Source organism: Streptomyces sp. NPDC047042 (assembly GCF_040644035.1).
GTDB lineage: Bacteria > Actinomycetota > Actinomycetes > Streptomycetales > Streptomycetaceae > Streptomyces.
Window position 1 is genome coordinate 253,740 of the sequence record NZ_JBEYVP010000005.1, and the last position, 15,277, is coordinate 269,016.

12 protein-coding genes are annotated in these 15,277 nt (G+C 69.3%); 8 read left to right on the forward strand and 4 right to left on the reverse strand.

Translation table 11 applies throughout. The features are described from left to right. Window positions 1-25 precede the first annotated feature (25 nt). The 7 genes from ABZ855_RS07525 (at window position 26) to ABZ855_RS07555 (ending at window position 10,712) form a co-directional block, all read left to right on the forward strand. On the forward strand, window positions 26-1,312 hold the full coding sequence (locus ABZ855_RS07525) for an extracellular solute-binding protein (protein ID WP_360802459.1): 1,287 nt from the start codon (window positions 26-28) through the stop codon (window positions 1,310-1,312). Continuing rightward, complete coding sequence (locus ABZ855_RS07530; RefSeq protein ID WP_360802462.1) at window positions 1,312-2,265, forward strand: sugar ABC transporter permease; 954 nt, start codon at window positions 1,312-1,314, stop codon at window positions 2,263-2,265. Before ABZ855_RS07525 ends, ABZ855_RS07530 begins: the two co-directional genes overlap by 1 nt. A 14-nt stretch (window positions 2,266-2,279) precedes the next feature. Next, entirely contained in the window at window positions 2,280-3,119 is an 840-nt protein-coding gene (locus tag ABZ855_RS07535) for a carbohydrate ABC transporter permease (protein WP_360802465.1), read from the forward strand. Further along, window positions 3,116-6,043 (forward strand): glycoside hydrolase family 2 TIM barrel-domain containing protein, encoded by a 2,928-nt coding sequence (locus tag ABZ855_RS07540; RefSeq protein WP_360802468.1) that lies wholly within the window; start codon window positions 3,116-3,118, stop codon window positions 6,041-6,043. The genes ABZ855_RS07535 and ABZ855_RS07540 overlap by 4 nt, the downstream gene beginning before the upstream one ends. Window positions 6,044-6,099: 56 nt before the next feature. After that, window positions 6,100-7,959 carry a LamG-like jellyroll fold domain-containing protein gene (locus tag ABZ855_RS07545; RefSeq protein ID WP_360802471.1) on the forward strand — a complete coding sequence of 620 codons (1,860 nt, stop codon included), beginning with the start codon at window positions 6,100-6,102 and terminating at the stop codon, window positions 7,957-7,959. A gap of 93 nt (window positions 7,960-8,052) precedes the next feature. After that, window positions 8,053-9,726 carry a PHP domain-containing protein gene (locus tag ABZ855_RS07550; RefSeq protein WP_360802474.1) on the forward strand — a complete coding sequence of 558 codons (1,674 nt, stop codon included), beginning with the start codon at window positions 8,053-8,055 and terminating at the stop codon, window positions 9,724-9,726. 104 nt (window positions 9,727-9,830) lie between these two features. After that, complete coding sequence (locus ABZ855_RS07555; protein ID WP_360802477.1) at window positions 9,831-10,712, forward strand: PaaX family transcriptional regulator C-terminal domain-containing protein; 882 nt, start codon at window positions 9,831-9,833, stop codon at window positions 10,710-10,712. Here ABZ855_RS07555 and ABZ855_RS07560 read toward each other — a convergent pair. The 4 genes from ABZ855_RS07560 to ABZ855_RS07575 form a co-directional block, all read right to left on the reverse strand. Next, a complete protein-coding gene (locus ABZ855_RS07560; protein WP_360802480.1) occupies window positions 10,703-11,158 on the reverse strand; it encodes a MaoC family dehydratase in 456 nt (151 codons plus the stop codon). The two genes, ABZ855_RS07555 and ABZ855_RS07560, sit on opposite strands and share 10 nt — an antisense overlap. A gap of 96 nt (window positions 11,159-11,254) precedes the next feature. Continuing rightward, on the reverse strand, window positions 11,255-12,760 hold the full coding sequence (gene menE / locus ABZ855_RS07565) for an o-succinylbenzoate--CoA ligase (protein ID WP_360802483.1): 1,506 nt from the start codon (window positions 12,758-12,760) through the stop codon (window positions 11,255-11,257). 40 nt (window positions 12,761-12,800) lie between these two features. Continuing rightward, a complete protein-coding gene (locus tag ABZ855_RS07570; protein ID WP_319201127.1) occupies window positions 12,801-13,685 on the reverse strand; it encodes an amidohydrolase family protein in 885 nt (294 codons plus the stop codon). A gap of 2 nt (window positions 13,686-13,687) precedes the next feature. Continuing rightward, on the reverse strand, window positions 13,688-14,605 hold the full coding sequence (locus ABZ855_RS07575) for an SDR family oxidoreductase (RefSeq protein ID WP_319201125.1): 918 nt from the start codon (window positions 14,603-14,605) through the stop codon (window positions 13,688-13,690). Between the two features lie 210 nt (window positions 14,606-14,815). Here ABZ855_RS07575 and ABZ855_RS07580 point away from each other — a divergent pair, with 210 nt between their 5' ends. Then, window positions 14,816-15,241, forward strand: a complete 426-nt coding sequence (locus ABZ855_RS07580) for a MarR family transcriptional regulator (RefSeq protein ID WP_319202259.1) — start codon at window positions 14,816-14,818, stop codon at window positions 15,239-15,241. Window positions 15,242-15,277: the final 36 nt, after the last annotated feature.

The following is a 15,277-nucleotide window of genomic DNA, read 5'->3' on the forward strand; positions in this document are numbered from 1 at the left end:
ACAGATCCGAAAGGCGGTGGGAGCTGTGCAGCTCTCACGAAGAGGCCTGCTGCGCGCGGGACTGGCCGGTACGGCCGCCACCGCGCTCGGCGGCCTGGCGAGCGGCTGCGCCGTTCCGACCGGCTCCACCGGGCGCGAGATGGTCCTCTGGTACTGGAGCGGCGGTCTGAGCGACACCGTCGTCAAGAACGCCAAGGCCCGCTTCGACAGCTCGGTGGACCTGCGGGCCATCCAGATCGGCGGCCAGTACCGCTCCAAGCTGATCACCACCATCACCGGCCAGGCCCACATCCCCGACATCGCGGGGCTCAAGGGCGAGGACATGGCCGCCTACCTCCCGAACGCGGACCAGTTCATCGATCTGCGGACGCTGGGCGCGGATAAGTACAAGAGCCAGTACCTGCCCTGGAAATGGGACCAGGGCATCGCCGACGACGGCACGATGGTCGGCTTCCCGATCGACTGCGGGCCGGTCGCGCACTTCTACCAGTACGACGTGTTCCGCAAGGCAGGCCTGCCGTACGAGCCCGACGACGTGTCGAAGCAGCTCTCCACCTGGGAGGCGTTCTTCGACGCGGGAGAGCAGCTCAAGAAGCGCCTGCCGGGCACCCAGTTGCTCACCGACGTCAACTCCGTGTTCGAGAACGTCGTACAGCAGGGCGCGAAGCGGTACGTCGACAAGGACCGCCACTTCATCGGCGACCAGGAGCATGTGCGCCGGGCCTGGGCGCTCGCCGTGGAGGCCAAGCAGCGGAAGATCGTCTCAGACCTGGTAAACGGCACCCCGGACCAGTTGTCGGCCGTGCAGGACGGCAAGCTGCCCAGCCAGCTGGGCGCCTCCTGGGCGACCTTCGACCTCAAGAACGGTGTGCCGAAGACCAAGGGCAGGTGGCGGATCGCCGACATGCCGGTGCGGCCTGCGAACAACGGCGGCTCGTTCCTGTCGATCACCAAGGCGTGCCGGGAGCCCGAGCAGGCGTTCCGCATCATCACCTGGATCCTCGACGCGGCCAACCAGGCCCAGGGTTATGTCGACGCCGGCCTCTTCCCCTCCACGCCGGCCTCGTACGAACTCAAGCAGCTGCGGGAGGCCGATCCCTTCTTCGGCGGCCAGGTCACCACCGACGTCTTCGGTCCGGCGGCGCAGAAGATCGTAGTCGCCTACAACAGCCCGTACGACATCGCGCTCGGGACGCCCATCAAGGACGAGATCAAGAACGTAGGTGTCCTCGGCAAGGACCCGAAGAAGGCCTGGAGTGACGCCATGAGCAAGTGCCGTCGGATCGCGAAGCACCTGGGGGTGAGCTACTGATGGCGGTCATCGAGCGCACCCCGCCCGTTGTCGCTCAGCGGCCCTCGCCCGCCGGCCCGAAGAAGGGCTGGCGCAAGTACTGGCACCTCTACGCGGCGATCTCCCCCTTCTATCTGATCTTCCTCGGCTTCGGTCTGTTCCCGGTCGGCTTCTCGCTCTATCTGTCCTTCCACCGCTGGGACGGTCTGGGCTCGATGGAGTGGGCCGGGCTCTCGCAGTACCAGTACCTGCTGAGCGACAGCGACTTCTGGAACTCGATCGGCAACACGATCATCATCTGGGCGCTGGCCACCTTCCCGATGATCCTGCTGGCGATGGTCACGGCCGTGATGCTCAACTCCGCGGTCCGCTTCAAGAGCTGGTACCGCGTCGCGTACTTCCTGCCGAACGTCACCTCCGTCGTCGCCATCGCGATCGTCTTCGGCTCGATCTTCTCCACCAACAACGGTGTGGTGAACGCCGTCCTGCACGGTGTGGGCATCGACCAGGTGGCCTGGCTGAACACGCCGTGGGGCATCAAGGTCACCATCGCGGCGCTGATGACCTGGCAGTGGACCGGCTACAACGCGATCATCTTCCTCGCCGGGCTCCAGACCATCCCGGGGGAGCTGTACGAGGCGGCGCGCATGGACGGCGCCGGGCCGGTCCAGACGTTCTTCCGGATCACACTCCCGCTGCTGCGGCCCACCCTGCTGTTCGTGCTCGTCGTCTCGACGGTCACGGGTCTGCAGAGCTTCTCCGAACCACAGGTCCTGCTCCAGACCTCGTCCAACGACTCGACGTTCGCGGGCGGTCCTGGCCACTCCGGCCAGACGATGGTCCTCTACTTCTTCCAGCAGACCTTCGACAACAACGACTTCGGGTACGGGGCCGCGGTGGCGTGGGGCATCTTCCTCGTCGTCGTTCTCTTCTCGATCATCAACTGGCGCCTCGTGCAGCGCCGGGGCGACTAGGAAGGGCGCGCATCATGGCATCCATCAAGGGCTCCCGCCGCAGAGGGCTCGCGCTGCACCTGCCGCTCGTCATCGGCACGCTGATCTCGGCCTTCCCGTTCTACTGGGCCGTGATCATGTCGACGCACAGTTCGTCGGAGATCTTCTCGTACCCGCCGAAGCTGCTGCCCGGCACGCACTTCCTGGAGAACGTCCGCAATCTGTTCGACGCCATCGACTTCTTCGGGTCGATGTGGAACTCGCTGCTGGTCGCGACCTCGGTGACCTTCCTGGTCCTGCTCTTCGACTCGCTGGCCGCCTTCGTCTTCGCCAAGTTCGAGTTCCCCGGCAAGGGGGTGCTGTTCGGGCTGCTCATGGTGATCTTCATGGTCCCGGCGCAGCTGTCGGTCATCCCGCAGTTCGTCGTGATGGCGAAGATCGGCTGGATCGGCTCGATGACCGCGCTGATCGTGCCGGCCGCCGCCAACGCCTTCGGCATCTTCTGGATGCGCCAGTACATGAAGACGGCCATCCACGACGAGCTGCTCGACGCCGCCAAGCTCGACGGCGCGCACTTCCTGCGCCAGTACTGGCACGTGGCGCTGCCGGTGGTCCGCCCCGGTCTCGCCTTCCTCGGCATCTTCACCTTCATGGGCCAGTGGAACGACTTCGCCTGGCCCCTCATCTCCCTCACCAACCCCGACAACGTGACCCTCCAGGTCGCGCTGTCCCAGCTCAACGGCACCCACGGCACCACCGACTACGGCATCGTGATGACCGGCGCGCTGCTCGCCCTCGTCCCCCTGCTGATCGTGTTCGCGATCGGCGCCAAGCAGATCATCGGCGACCTCGCGAAGGGGGCTGTCCGCGGATGACAAGCGATCCGCTGGTGGCGCTGCGCCCCTGGGAGTCCCCCGAGGTGACGTCCTGGGGGCGGCTGCCCATGAACGCCGTCGACCGGCGCGGCGGGGCGATCTCCCTGGACGGCGACTGGCGCTTCCAGCTGCTCCCGGGGCCCACGGCCGAGGTGGCCGACGACTGGTCCACGGCCCGGATCCCAGGGGCCTGGACCCTCCAGGACACCGACGACCTGCCCTGGTACACCAACGTGCGGATGCCGTGGCCCGACGTCCCGCCCGCCTCACCGGCCGCCAATCCGACGGGCGTGTACGAGCGCGAGTTCGATGTTCCGGCCGAGTGGGCGGGCCGGCGGATCGTGCTCCAGGTCGGTGCCGCCGAGAGCGTGCTGCTCGTGCATGTCGACGGGCGGCCGGTGGGCATCTCCAAGGACTCCCATCTGGCGGCGGAGTTCGACCTCTCCGACCTCGTGTGGCCGGGCGCCTCGGCGACCGTGCGGCTGACCGTCGTCAAGTGGTCCGACGCCACCCACATCGAGGACCAGGACCAGTGGTGGCACGGCGGCATCACCCGCTCGGTGCTCCTGTACGCGACGGATTCACTGCACCTCGCGGACGTCACCGTGCGGGCGCCGGCCTCCGGTGAGCTGCGGGTCGACTGCCGGGTGCGGGAGGCGTGCGGCGCGCTGCCCGGGGGCTGGTACGTCACCGGTGAGATCGACGGTCAACTCCTCGTCCAGGACGCCGAGTTCGACCGCCTCAACGCCGAGGACGACCGCGTCTCCGACTTCCTCGGCGAACCGCGGCTGGGCGCGCAGCTGTCCGACGTACGCACCTGGACCGCGGAGACGCCCGAGCTGTACGACCTGACCGTCCGGCTGCACCGCGCCGACGGAACGGTCGCCGACACCTCGCGGCACCGCGTCGGTTTCCGGGACGTCGAGATCGTCGGCCGGGACCTCCTCGTCAACGGGGAGCGGATCTACGTCCGGGGCGTCAACCGGCACGACTTCCATCCGCTGACCGGGCGGACCGTGTCGTACGACGACATGCGCGCCGATCTGGAGCTGCTGAAGCGGTTCGGGTTCAACGCGATCCGCACCGCGCACTATCCGAACGACCCGACGCTGTACGACCTCGCGGACGAGCTCGGTTTCTACGTGGTCGACGAGGCGGACATCGAGTCGCACGACCACGCGCACGAGATCGCGGACGACCCGCGCTATCTGAACGCCTTCGTGGACCGGGTCTCGCGGATGGTCCTGCGGGACAAGAACCACCCGTCGGTCATCATCTGGTCGCTGGGCAACGAGTCCGACTACGGGGCGAACCACGACGCGGCGGCGGGCTGGCTGCGCCGGCACGACCCGACCCGGCCACTGCAGTACGAGGGCGCGGCCAAGCTGGGCTGGGCCGATCCGGCGGTCGCCTCCGACATCGCGTGTCCGATGTACGCGGCGCTGGAGGACTGTGTCGCGCACGCCCTGTCCGGCGAGCAGACCAAGCCGCTGATCCAGTGCGAGTACTCGCACGCCATGGGCAACAGCAACGGCACCCTCGCGGACCACTGGGCCGCCATCGAGTCAACGCCGGGACTTCAGGGCGGGTTCATCTGGGAGTTCTGGGACCACGGAATCCTTCAGTCCGTGAACAGCGGCAGACCGGTCGGGCGCGAGGGCGCCGGGCTCTATGACAACGGTGTCGCCGCCCCCGGCATGCGCTGGGCGTACGGCGGCGACTTCGGCGAGACGATCCACGACGGCGCCTTCATCGCCGACGGTGTCGTCTTCCCGGACCGCACGCCCAAGCCGGTCATGTACGAGCACCGGGAGATCGCGGCTCCGGTGCGCCTCGACGCCTTGCGGCACGAGGGGCCCGTGGTGATCTCCAACCACCAGTCCTTCCGGGGCCTGGACTGGCTCGCGGCCAACTGGGAACTGACGCTCGCGGACGGCCGTACCCTCACCGTGCCCGCCGAACTGCCCGACCTGCGGCCTGGTGAGACGGCGGCCGTGCCACTGCCCATCGAGCTGCCGGAGGACGGCGGCGAGGCCTGGCTGACCCTGCGGGTGACGACGGCCGACGACCAGCCGTGGGCCCCGCGCGGCACCGAGGTGTGCGTGCCCCAACTGCTGCTGCGGGCCGCGCCGGACGCCTCGGAGGCGGCGGTCGCGGGACCGCGCGTCACGGTCGACGCGGACGGACTGCTGATCCACCCGCTGCTGACGTCCGCGCCCACGCTTTCCCTGTGGCGTGCCCCGACCGACAACGACGAGCTGGGCGGCATGGCGGCCCGCTGGCGGGCCATTGGCCTCGACACCCTCGTACGAAAGCCGGTTGACGTGCGGCGCGACGGCGGGAGCGTGACCGTGCTCGCCGAGTACGCCGGGAACGCGGGCGTCATCCGCCACGAGCAGGTCTTCACCCCGGTCCGGGGCGGCATCCGCGTCGAGGAGAGCGCCGAACTGCCGGACGCGTACGCCGATGTGGCGCGCGTCGGTTCCGTGTTCGAGACGGTGTCGGGGCTGGATCTGCTGGAGTGGTTCGGGCAGGGCCCCTGGGAGTCCTATCCGGACCGCGCCGCCGGTGCGCCCGTCGGGCATCACTCGGCCCCCGTGGACTCCCTGTTCACCCCCTATCTGCGACCGCAGGAGAGCGGCGGACGGCACGGTGTACGACAGTTCAGGCTGTCGGCGCCGGACGCCACCGGGCTCGCGGTCGTGCTGGACCGGCCGCGCCAGGTCTCCGTGACCCGGTTCCGTGCCGAGGACCTGACCGCCGCCACGCATCACGACCAGCTGACGCCACGGCCCGGCTGTGTGGTGCACATCGACGCGGCACACCGGGGGCTCGGCACGGCGTCGTGCGGCCCCGACACCTTCCCCTCCTACCTCCCGCAGCCGGGCACCCACCGCTGGGCCTGGACTCTCCGCACGCTGTAACTCCCCCACACCCCCATCGCCCCTCTCACCTCACAGAACCTCTTACGGAGTCAGTTGTGTGCACCTCGCACGGGTCCGGGCACGGGCCTGCCCTGGAAGCGCCCCAGGCGGGCGCCGGACGGCGTAGTTTTCTGCGGGCGACCGCGCTGATCGGGGCGGCGGCGACCACCACCGTCGCCCTGCCGACGGCCGCCGAGGCCCTGACGGACAAGGCCCGATCGTCGTGGCGGCCCGACACCGAGAGCCGCCGGTTCACGCTCGCGGTGATGCCGGACACCCAGTACCTCTTCGATGGGCCGAGCATCGACAGGGCGCCCGTCGAGGCGTCCCTGCGCTATCTGCTGGAGCACGGGCGGGACGAGAACATCGTGTTCCTGTCCCACCTGGGCGACCTCACCCAGAACGGCGCCGCGCCGGAGATCGCCGCGATCGGTGAGGCGTTCCGGCTCCTCGACCGGCGGGGCGTCGGCTACAGCGTCCTCGCCGGCAACCACGACGTGAAGTCCTCCACCACCGACCAGCGCGGAGCCTCCCCGTACCTCGACGTGTTCGGGCCGGAGCGGTTCAAGGGGAAGAAGACCTTCGGCGGGGCCTCCACGGACGGCTACAACACCTTCCACGTGTTCAAGGCCGGCGGCCGGGAGTGGCTGGTCCTCGCGCTGGACTGGCGGCTGTCCGACCAGGGGTACGCGTGGGCGAAGGACGTCCTGGCGAAGCACCCGACCCTGCCGGTGATCCTCACCACGCACGAACTGGTCGTCGAGGACGACTCCCTGTCGGACTACGGGCAGCAGCTGTGGGACCGGCTGATAGCCGACCACGACCAGATCTTCCTCACCCTCAACGGGCACTACTGGCCCGCCGGGCGCGCGACGCGCAAGAACGCGGCGGGACATGACGTCGAACTGCATCTGACGAACTATCAGAACCGGTACTTCGGCGGCGCGGCGATGATCCGCCTCTACCGTTTCGACCTCGACCGCAACACCATCGACGTGGAGACGGTCTCCCCGTGGATCCTCGGCCGGGCCGCGAAGGGGCTCAACGAGCTGGAGCGGCAGGAGATCGAACTCAGCGGTGACGCCGACCGGTTCTCCGTCGACATCGACTTCGCGGAGCGCTTCGCCGGCTTCGCCCCGGTGCCCGCACGTCCCGCCCGCCCGGCGTCGAAGATGGTGATCCCGGGCACGGTGGCCTACTGGCGCTTCGACGGGCAGCAGGACGGGGCCGCGCTCACCGGCACGGTCCGCGACCGGTCGGGCCACGGCAACGACCTCACCCTGGTGTCGGTCGGCGGCGGCACGCTGAACTGGTCCGGCGACCACCACCCGGACCAGCCCGGCCACGGCAGCCTCGACTTCAACGGCTTCAAGTCGCCGCTGAAGGGCGCCTATCTGCGCACGGTCGACGGTGCGCCTCTCAACTCGGCTACTTTCAGGGCCGGTTACACCATCGAGGCGTTCTACCGGCTGCCCGCCGACTGGGACCCCGACCACCACGCCTGGGCCGGAGTGGTCAGCCGTACCGGCACCGGCGGCGCCGCGGGCAAGACGGGCGACGACCCGGACGAGCCGCTCGCCACCCTCTCCCTCTCCAACGACCGCGAGCCCCAGTGGGCCATGCGGCCCCTCAACCAGCAGGGCATCGCCACCAACTGGGGCCAGGAGACACCGCTGGAGACCTGGTGGCACCTCGCCGTCGTCAACGACGGCAGGCACACCACGCTGTACGTCCAGGGCTGCCCGGTCGTCCGCAACCCGACGGCCACCTCGACCGGCATCACCTCGGTCGGCCTGCCCTGGCTGCTCGGCGGCTACGAGTACGCCGGGAAGATCGACCAGATCCTGCACGGCCGCCTCGGCGACGTACGGATCGTCGAACGGGCGCTGCCCGTCAGCTCGTTCATGAACCACTGACACACACCGCTGACACACCCCGTCGGGCTCCGCCAAGCCTCCTGAACTGCACAGTTCTCCAGCTTCCACCCGATCCCAAGGGACCCACAGACCATGTCAGAGCAACAGCTGCCTGCCTGGGCCGACCCCGATGTCTCCCCCGCCGGTCTCGACGCCCAGGGCGTCTCCCGCCGTCAACTCCTGCACCGGGCGGGCCTGTTCGGCGCCGCCTTCGCCGCCGGTTCACTGGCGACGCCCGCCGCCGCCTCCTCCGGGCCGCGCCCGCTCGGCGGCAGCGACCCGCGCCTCGCCTACCTCGTCGGCGACCATCACATCCACACCGTGTACAGCCACGACGCCAAGTACACGTTCTCCCAACTGGCCACCGCAGGCGAGAAGTTCGGCCTCGACTGGATGGTGTTCACCGAGCACTCCAACTTCGGTCACGCCCAGTTCGGCGCCCCGCTGGAGCACGCCGAGATCCTCAAGGCGCGGGCGGAGAACCCGCGTCAGCTGATCTTCCAGGGCCTGGAGTGGTACATCCCGGGCGCCGAGCACTGCACGGTCTTCTCGCCGCCCGGCCTGCACGAGGTGGACCTGCTCACGCGGTTCGAGAGCGCCTACGACGGCAAGCTCCTCGGCTACACCGAGGGTTCGGCGGGTGCCGCGGACACCGCCCGAAACGAGGCGCACGCCGTCAAGGCGATCAAGTGGCTGGCCGAGCAGCGCCGCACCGGGTACGTCGACGACGTGCTGGTCCTCGCCAACCACCCGATGCGGCTGGGCATCGACTCCCCGCACGAGATGCGGGGCTGGCGGGACGCGGCCCCCGAGATCATGATCGGCATGGAGGGCGCGCCCGGCGCCCAGGGCGCGGCCATCCCCGGCTGGCGCGGGGCCACATCGATCCGCGGCGAGTACGAGAACAAGCCGACGGCGCAGTCCTGGCAGGGCTATCCGGCGGACGGGTATCTGACGTACGGCGGCTTCGACTGGGCGACCGCGACGGTCGGCGGTCTGTGGGACTCGATGCTGGCAGAAGGCAGCCTGTTCTCGATCACCACGAACTCCGACGCGCACCGGATCGTCTTCGACACCTGGAAGAACGGCGACTGGCCGGCCGGGCAGAACTTCGACAACACCGGCAAGCTGCCCGACCCGGTGAACACCGACACCCCGCAGCCCGGCAGCGACTTCTGGCCCGGCCAGTTCAGCCGCACGCACGTGGGCGTCACGGGTTACGGCTACCGCGCGGTGATGGCGGGCATGCGCGCGGGCCGGGTCTGGCTGGACCACGGCCATCTGCTGGACGGGCTCGACGTGCGGCTGACGCGTGACTGCGACTTCGGCCGGGGTGTCACGCTGGGCGGGCGGCTCCGGGTCCGCAGGGGCGAGAAGCTCACGCTGAACATCACCGTGACGACCGCCTCGCGTCTCAACCCGCAGGGAATTCTGCCCGAGTTGGCGCACGTCGACGTGATCCGGGGCGCGGTGCGCGGTCCGGTCGCCGACCGGGACACCTGGAAGGCGCCGGACACGAAGGTCGTGAAGTCGAAGGACGTGACGGGGCGCACGGGGACGTACACCCTGCGGGTGCCGCTGACGGCGGGCGACGAGTCGTTCTACGTCCGTCTGCGCGGCAGCGACGGCAACCGGCACGGCGCCGGTTACCTGGGTGCCGCCGTCGACCCGCACGGTCCGATCCCGCACGCGCCCGGCGACGGTGACCCGTGGGCCGACACCTGGTTCTATTCGAACCCGGTGTTCGTCGATGTCGTGGGCCACTGACTGACGAAGCGTCAACTCTGTATCCCCGGCGGGTCATTGGACCTGCCGGGGGGACGCTCGCGCAGGGGCTGACGTACTGATCGCCCGGGGCGTACCGTGGCCGTGTGACCACCGAGGAGTCGCTGCGGCCGCAGTCCCTGATGCTGACGTTCCTGGGTGACCAGGTGCTCGGGCGTGACGTCTGTGTGTACTCGGGCAGTGTCATCGACGTGTTCGCGCGAGCCGGAGTCGGCGAGCACGCGACCCGATCGACACTGACCCGGATGGTGTCCCGGGGTCTGCTGCGCCGCCAGCGCGAGGGCCGGCGGATGTACTTCGGGCTGACCGAGCGGTCGGCGGCCGTACTGGCGGACGGTGAGCGGCGCGTCTGGCACACCGGCGCGGTCAACCGGCACTGGGACGGCAGCTGGACCCTGCTCGGGTTCTCGCTGCCCGAGTCCTGGCAGCGCCAACGGCACGACCTGCGCTCGCAGTTGACGTGGAGCGGTTTCGGGCCGCTGTTCAACGGCGTGTGGATCGCGCCGGGCGAGGTCGACGTGTCCGCTCTGGTCACCGAACTCGGCCTGTCCGCCCATGTGAAGGTGTTCCGGGCGCACGCCGACGCGGGCATGGACCTCGGCGCGATGATCGAGGAGACCTGGGAACTGACCGAACTGGCCGCGCGCTACGAGGCGTTCACGCGGAGGTGGCAGCCCTGGGAGACCGACCTGCCGGCGGCGGACATGTCCCTGTCCCTGCGGTTGCTGGTCCAGGCCGAGTGGCTGGGGATCATCCGCGGCGATCCGCGTCTCCCGGTCAAGCACCTCCCCGACGACTGGCCCGCCGAACAGGCCGAGAAGACGTTCCGGACGGTGTACGAGCGGCTCACACCGCTCGCCCAGGATGCCTCGGAACGCCTTCTCGACCTCGTGCCCGTCCGCAACGGCGGGGACGGGGACAGTGACGGGGCCGGGGCCGGGGACTCGGAGGACAGGGATCAGGCGTAGAAGCGCGACAGGCTCTGCAGCACCGCCGCGGGCTTCGGGGCGCCCTCGATCTCGATCGTGCCGTCCACGGTGATCTGCACGCCGCCCGGTACGTCCTCGACGTCGGCCAGCTTGCCGACCAGGCGGATCTTCGAGCCGACCTTCACGGGCGAGGGGAAACGCACCTTGTTCAGGCCGTAGTTGACCTTCGTGGTGACGCCCTGGACGTCCAGCAGCTCGGTGAAGAGCGGGATGAAGAGGGAGAGTGTGAGGTAGCCGTGGGCGATGGGGGCGCCGAAGGGGCCCTCGGCGGCCTTCTCCGGGTCGACGTGGATCCACTGGTGGTCGCCGGTGGCGTCGGCGAAGGTGTTGATGCGTTCCTGGGTGACCTCGATCCACTCGCTGGTGCCGAGGTCGCTGCCGGTGAGCTTCTTGAGTTCGTCGATGCCGTTGACGGTGATGCTCATGTCGTTTCCTTAGAGGGGAGTTGAGCTGACGTGTTTTTGCCCGCGGGCCGGTGGGGGCTTGTCGCGCAGTTCCCCGCGCCCCTATGGGGGCGCGGGCTACGCCCCCGCGCCGAAGGCCTTGCGGACTCGGGCCTTCAGGAGCTTGCCGGAGGCTGTGCGGGGGAGTTCTTCCGCTACGACGACCGACTTCGGGATCTTGTACTTGGCGAGGCGGCCGGACAGTGAGGCCAGTACCTCGTCCGCGTCCAGGGCCGCGCCCTCGCGGGGGACGACGACCGCGCGCGGCACCTCGCCCCACTTCTCGTCGGCGACGCCGATGACCGCGCACTCGACGATGTCGGGGTGGGCCAGGAGCAGGTCCTCGATCTCGGCGGGGTAGATGTTCTCCCCACCGGAGATGATCATGTCCTTGATGCGGTCGACGACGAAGACATAGCCGTCCTCGTCGACCCTGGCCGCGTCCCCGCTGCGGAACCAGCCGTCCGTGAAGGATGCGGCCGTCTCCTCCGGCAGGCCCCAGTAGCCCGGCATGACGTGCGGTCCGCGGACCACGATCTCGCCGGGTTCGTCGACCTCGACCGGTGTCAGGTCCGGCCGTACCACCCGCACATCGCTGAAGAAGTGCGGTACACCCGCCGAACCGGCCTTGCTGATGGCGTGTTCGGCGTCCAGGAAGAGGGTGCCGGGCGAGGCCTCGGTCATGCCGTAGCCCTGGAGGAAGGTGAGTCCCCGCTCCTGGAACCTGGCGATGAGCGGGGTCGGCACGGGTGAGCCGCCGCAGGAGAGCATGCGCAGCGAGGACAGGTCGGCGTCGGCCCAGCGCGGATGTCTCGCCACCTGGTCGAACATGGTGGGCACCCCGAACATGAAGGTGATCCCGTGCCGTTCGATCAGGTCGAAGGTGTCGTCCGGCGTGAAGGCCTCGACCAGGACACAGGTACCGCCCTTGAGCAGCACCGGCAGGGTGAGCATGTTCAGCCCGGCCGTGTGGAACAACGGGGCGGAGACCAGGGCGCGTTCGTCGGTGATGACGTCCTGGTCGACGAGCACGTTGAGCGCGTTCCAGGTGAGGTTGCCGTGCGTGAGCATGGCGCCCTTGGGGCGGCCCGTGGTGCCCGAGGTGTACATGATGATGCAGGTGTCGTCGGCGGTCACCGGCGCGTCGATCGCCTCGGCGGAGGCACCGGCGAGCGCCTCCTCGTACTCGGTGCCGACCTCGACGTACGCGCGTACGTCCGTGTTGCCCGGCAGTCCGGCGACCAGGCCGGCGTGCGAGGGGTTGTAGACGAGGGCCTTGGTGCCGGAGTCGGCGAGCTGGTAGGCGATCTCCGGGCCGGCCAGGCGGGTGTTGAGCGGTACGAAGACCGCGCCGAGCGTGCCCGCCGCGAACAGTGTCTCCAGGTAGGTGGGGTGGTTCGGGCCCAGATAGGCGATCCGGTCGCCACGGCGCACACCCCTCTCGCGCAGGGCGTGGGCGAGACGGATGGTGCGCTCGTACAGCTGTGCGTAGCTGATGGTGGTGTCGCCGTGGATCAGGGCGGTGCGTTGGGGGGTCTTGCGGGCCCGGCGGGCGGGCCAAGACCCCAGTCCCTCGTTGCGCATCGTTGCGCCCCTCTACGAGTTACGAGACATGAGTGGGGAGTCAGGGCTTGGTGAGCCCGAGCAGCCGGGCCGCGTTCTCCTTGAGGATCTTCGGCCGGACCTCGTCCTTGATCGGCAGCTTCTCGAAGTCGGCGAGCCAGCGGTCGGGGGTGAGCACCGGGTAGTCCGAGCCGAAGAGGACCTTGTCCTTGAGCAGCGTGTTGGCGTACTGCACCAGCTGCGGCGGGAAGTACTTCGGCGACCAGCCGGACAGGTCGATGTGCACGCCCGGCTTGTGGGTGGCGACGGCGAGGGCCTCGTCCTGCCAGGGGAAGGAGGGGTGCGCCAGGATGATCTTCATATGCGGGAAGTCCGCGGACACGTCGTCGATGTGCAGCGGGTTCGAGTACTTGAGCCTGATCCCGCCGCCGCCGGGGACCCCGGCGCCGATGCCGGTCTGGCCGGTGTGGAAGAGCGCGATCGTGCCGGTCTCCTCGATCACCTCGTACAGCTCGTAGGCCACCGAGCGGTCGTTGGGGAAGAAGCCCTGGATGCTGGGGTGGAACTTGAAGCCCCTGACCCCGTACTCCTCGACCAGCCGACGGGCCTGCTTGACGCCCGCCCGGCCCCGGAAGGGGTCGATGGAGGCGAAGGGGATCAGGACGTCCGGGTTGGCCGCGGCGGCCTCGGCGACCTCCTCGTTCGGGACGGGCTCGGTGCCGGTCGCGGACTCGGCGTCGACCGTGAAGATGACGGCGGCCATCTTCCGCTCGCGGTAGTACGCGGCGGTCTCCTCCAGGGTCGGCTTCCGCTTGCCCTCGACCTTGAAGTAGGCCGACGAGGCGTCGTGGAGGTCGTCGTCCAGGGACGAGGTGCCCTTGGAGGAGATCTCCGCGTGGGTGTGGACGTCGATCGCGACGAGTTCCTCGACATTGAGGTTCGCCATGGTTACGCCTCCGGGAACTTGGGGGCGGGGACGCCCACCGACTGGAGCTCGGCGCCGACCGAGGTGTGCCAGACGTCGGCCAGGGTCTCGGGGGTCCAGCCGCCGTCGGCGTACGCGGCCTTTATCTCCTGCGGATGCGACCAGAGTGCCACCTTGTCGCCGCCGATGCCGATGGCCTGGCCGGTGATGCCCCGGGCGGCCTCGGAGGCGAGGAAGGGGACGAGGGCGGCGCAGTCCTCGGGGGTGCCGAAGCCCTCGCCCTTGCGCAGGAACGCCGGGAACGGCTCGCCGTTCTTCAGCGCCTCGACGTAGGGGGCGAAGGCCGGGATCGTCTCGGTCATGGCGGTGGCGGCCACCGGCACGATCGCGTTGACGGTGATGTTCGCGCGGCCCAGCTCCATCGACCAGGTGCGGGCGAAGGCGGCGATGCCGGCCTTGGCGGCGGAGTAGTTCGTCTGGCCGAAGTTGCCGCGCTGGCCGGCCGGCGAGCCGACGAGGATCAGCGTCCCGCCCTCGCCCTGCTCGCGCATGCGTACGGCGGCGGCGCGGGCGCAGGTGAAGGTGCCCTTGAGGTGGGTGGTGATCACCGCGTCGAAGTCGTCGTCGGACATCTTCCACAGCACCTTGTCGCGCAGGATGCCCGCGTTGGTGACCAGGATGTCGAGCCGGCCGAACTCCTCCACCGCGCGGTTCACGAGCCGCTCGGCGGCCTCGGTCGTACCGACCGGGACCACTTCGGCGACGGCGGTGCCGCCGGCCGCGGTGATCGACTTCACGGCCTGCTCGGCCACGTTCTCGTCGACGTCGTTGACGACCACGGAGGCGCCGGCGGCGGCGAGAGCGTGCGCGTAGGCGAGGCCGAGGCCACGGCCACTGCCGGTGACGACGGCGACCTTGCCGGTCAGATCGATGCTGGACACGAGGGGGTCCCTTCACAAGACGAATCCGCTGCTGGATCGAAGCTAAGAGCAATAATTGTTGACGTCAATAGTTGTTGCCATCAGACACGTGGGTCATGCTGGAATCAGCACATGGAACGGCCCCGCCCCGGGGCCTCGACGAGGGAGCCCGCCATCGCCCGCCAGCAGGACGTCCACAACCCCGCCCCGATCGACGCCCACGAGCCCTGGATGCGCGGCCTGCACTCGGACACCGGCTACCTGCTGTACCGGCTGGGCCTGCGCTCGGGCCAGTTGTTCAACACGTTCCTGCAGGAGTCGGGGCTCCGGCTGCGCCACTACGCCGTAGTCCGCTTCCTGGCCACCTCCACGGGCGTGCTCCAGCGCGAACTGAGCACCTCGCTCGGCTACGACCCGAGCGCGATCGTCGGCCTGGTGGACGACCTGGAGAAGCTGGGCTTCGTCGAACGCCGCCCCTCCCCCGACGACCGCCGCAGCCGGATCGTCGTCGTGACGGCGGCCGGCCGCGCCTTCCTCCGCGACACCGACGAGGCCGGCCGACGCGTGACCAACGAACTCCTCGACCCGCTCGACCAGGCGGAACGCGAAACCCTGCACACCCTGCTCCAGCGACTCACGGAGGACGGCCTCAACTAATGTTGGGCAGAATCTTGACTGCCGCTTGATTGGTGC

Bases quoted from the DNA above. Each gene is read 5' to 3' on its own strand.
- ABZ855_RS07530 (WP_360802462.1), top strand. From the start codon at position 1,312: ATGGCGGTCATCGAGCGCACCCCGCCCGTTGTCGCTCAGCGGCCCTCG.
- ABZ855_RS07535 (WP_360802465.1), top strand. From the start codon at position 2,280: ATGGCATCCATCAAGGGCTCCCGCCGCAGAGGGCTCGCGCTGCACCTG.
- ABZ855_RS07540 (WP_360802468.1), top strand. From the start codon at position 3,116: ATGACAAGCGATCCGCTGGTGGCGCTGCGCCCCTGGGAGTCCCCCGAG.
- ABZ855_RS07550 (WP_360802474.1), top strand. From the start codon at position 8,053: ATGTCAGAGCAACAGCTGCCTGCCTGGGCCGACCCCGATGTCTCCCCC.
- ABZ855_RS07560 (WP_360802480.1), bottom strand. From the start codon at position 11,158: ATGAGCATCACCGTCAACGGCATCGACGAACTCAAGAAGCTCACCGGC.
- menE (WP_360802483.1), bottom strand. From the start codon at position 12,760: ATGCGCAACGAGGGACTGGGGTCTTGGCCCGCCCGCCGGGCCCGCAAG.
- ABZ855_RS07570 (WP_319201127.1), bottom strand. From the start codon at position 13,685: ATGGCGAACCTCAATGTCGAGGAACTCGTCGCGATCGACGTCCACACC.
- ABZ855_RS07580 (WP_319202259.1), top strand. From the start codon at position 14,816: ATGCGCGGCCTGCACTCGGACACCGGCTACCTGCTGTACCGGCTGGGC.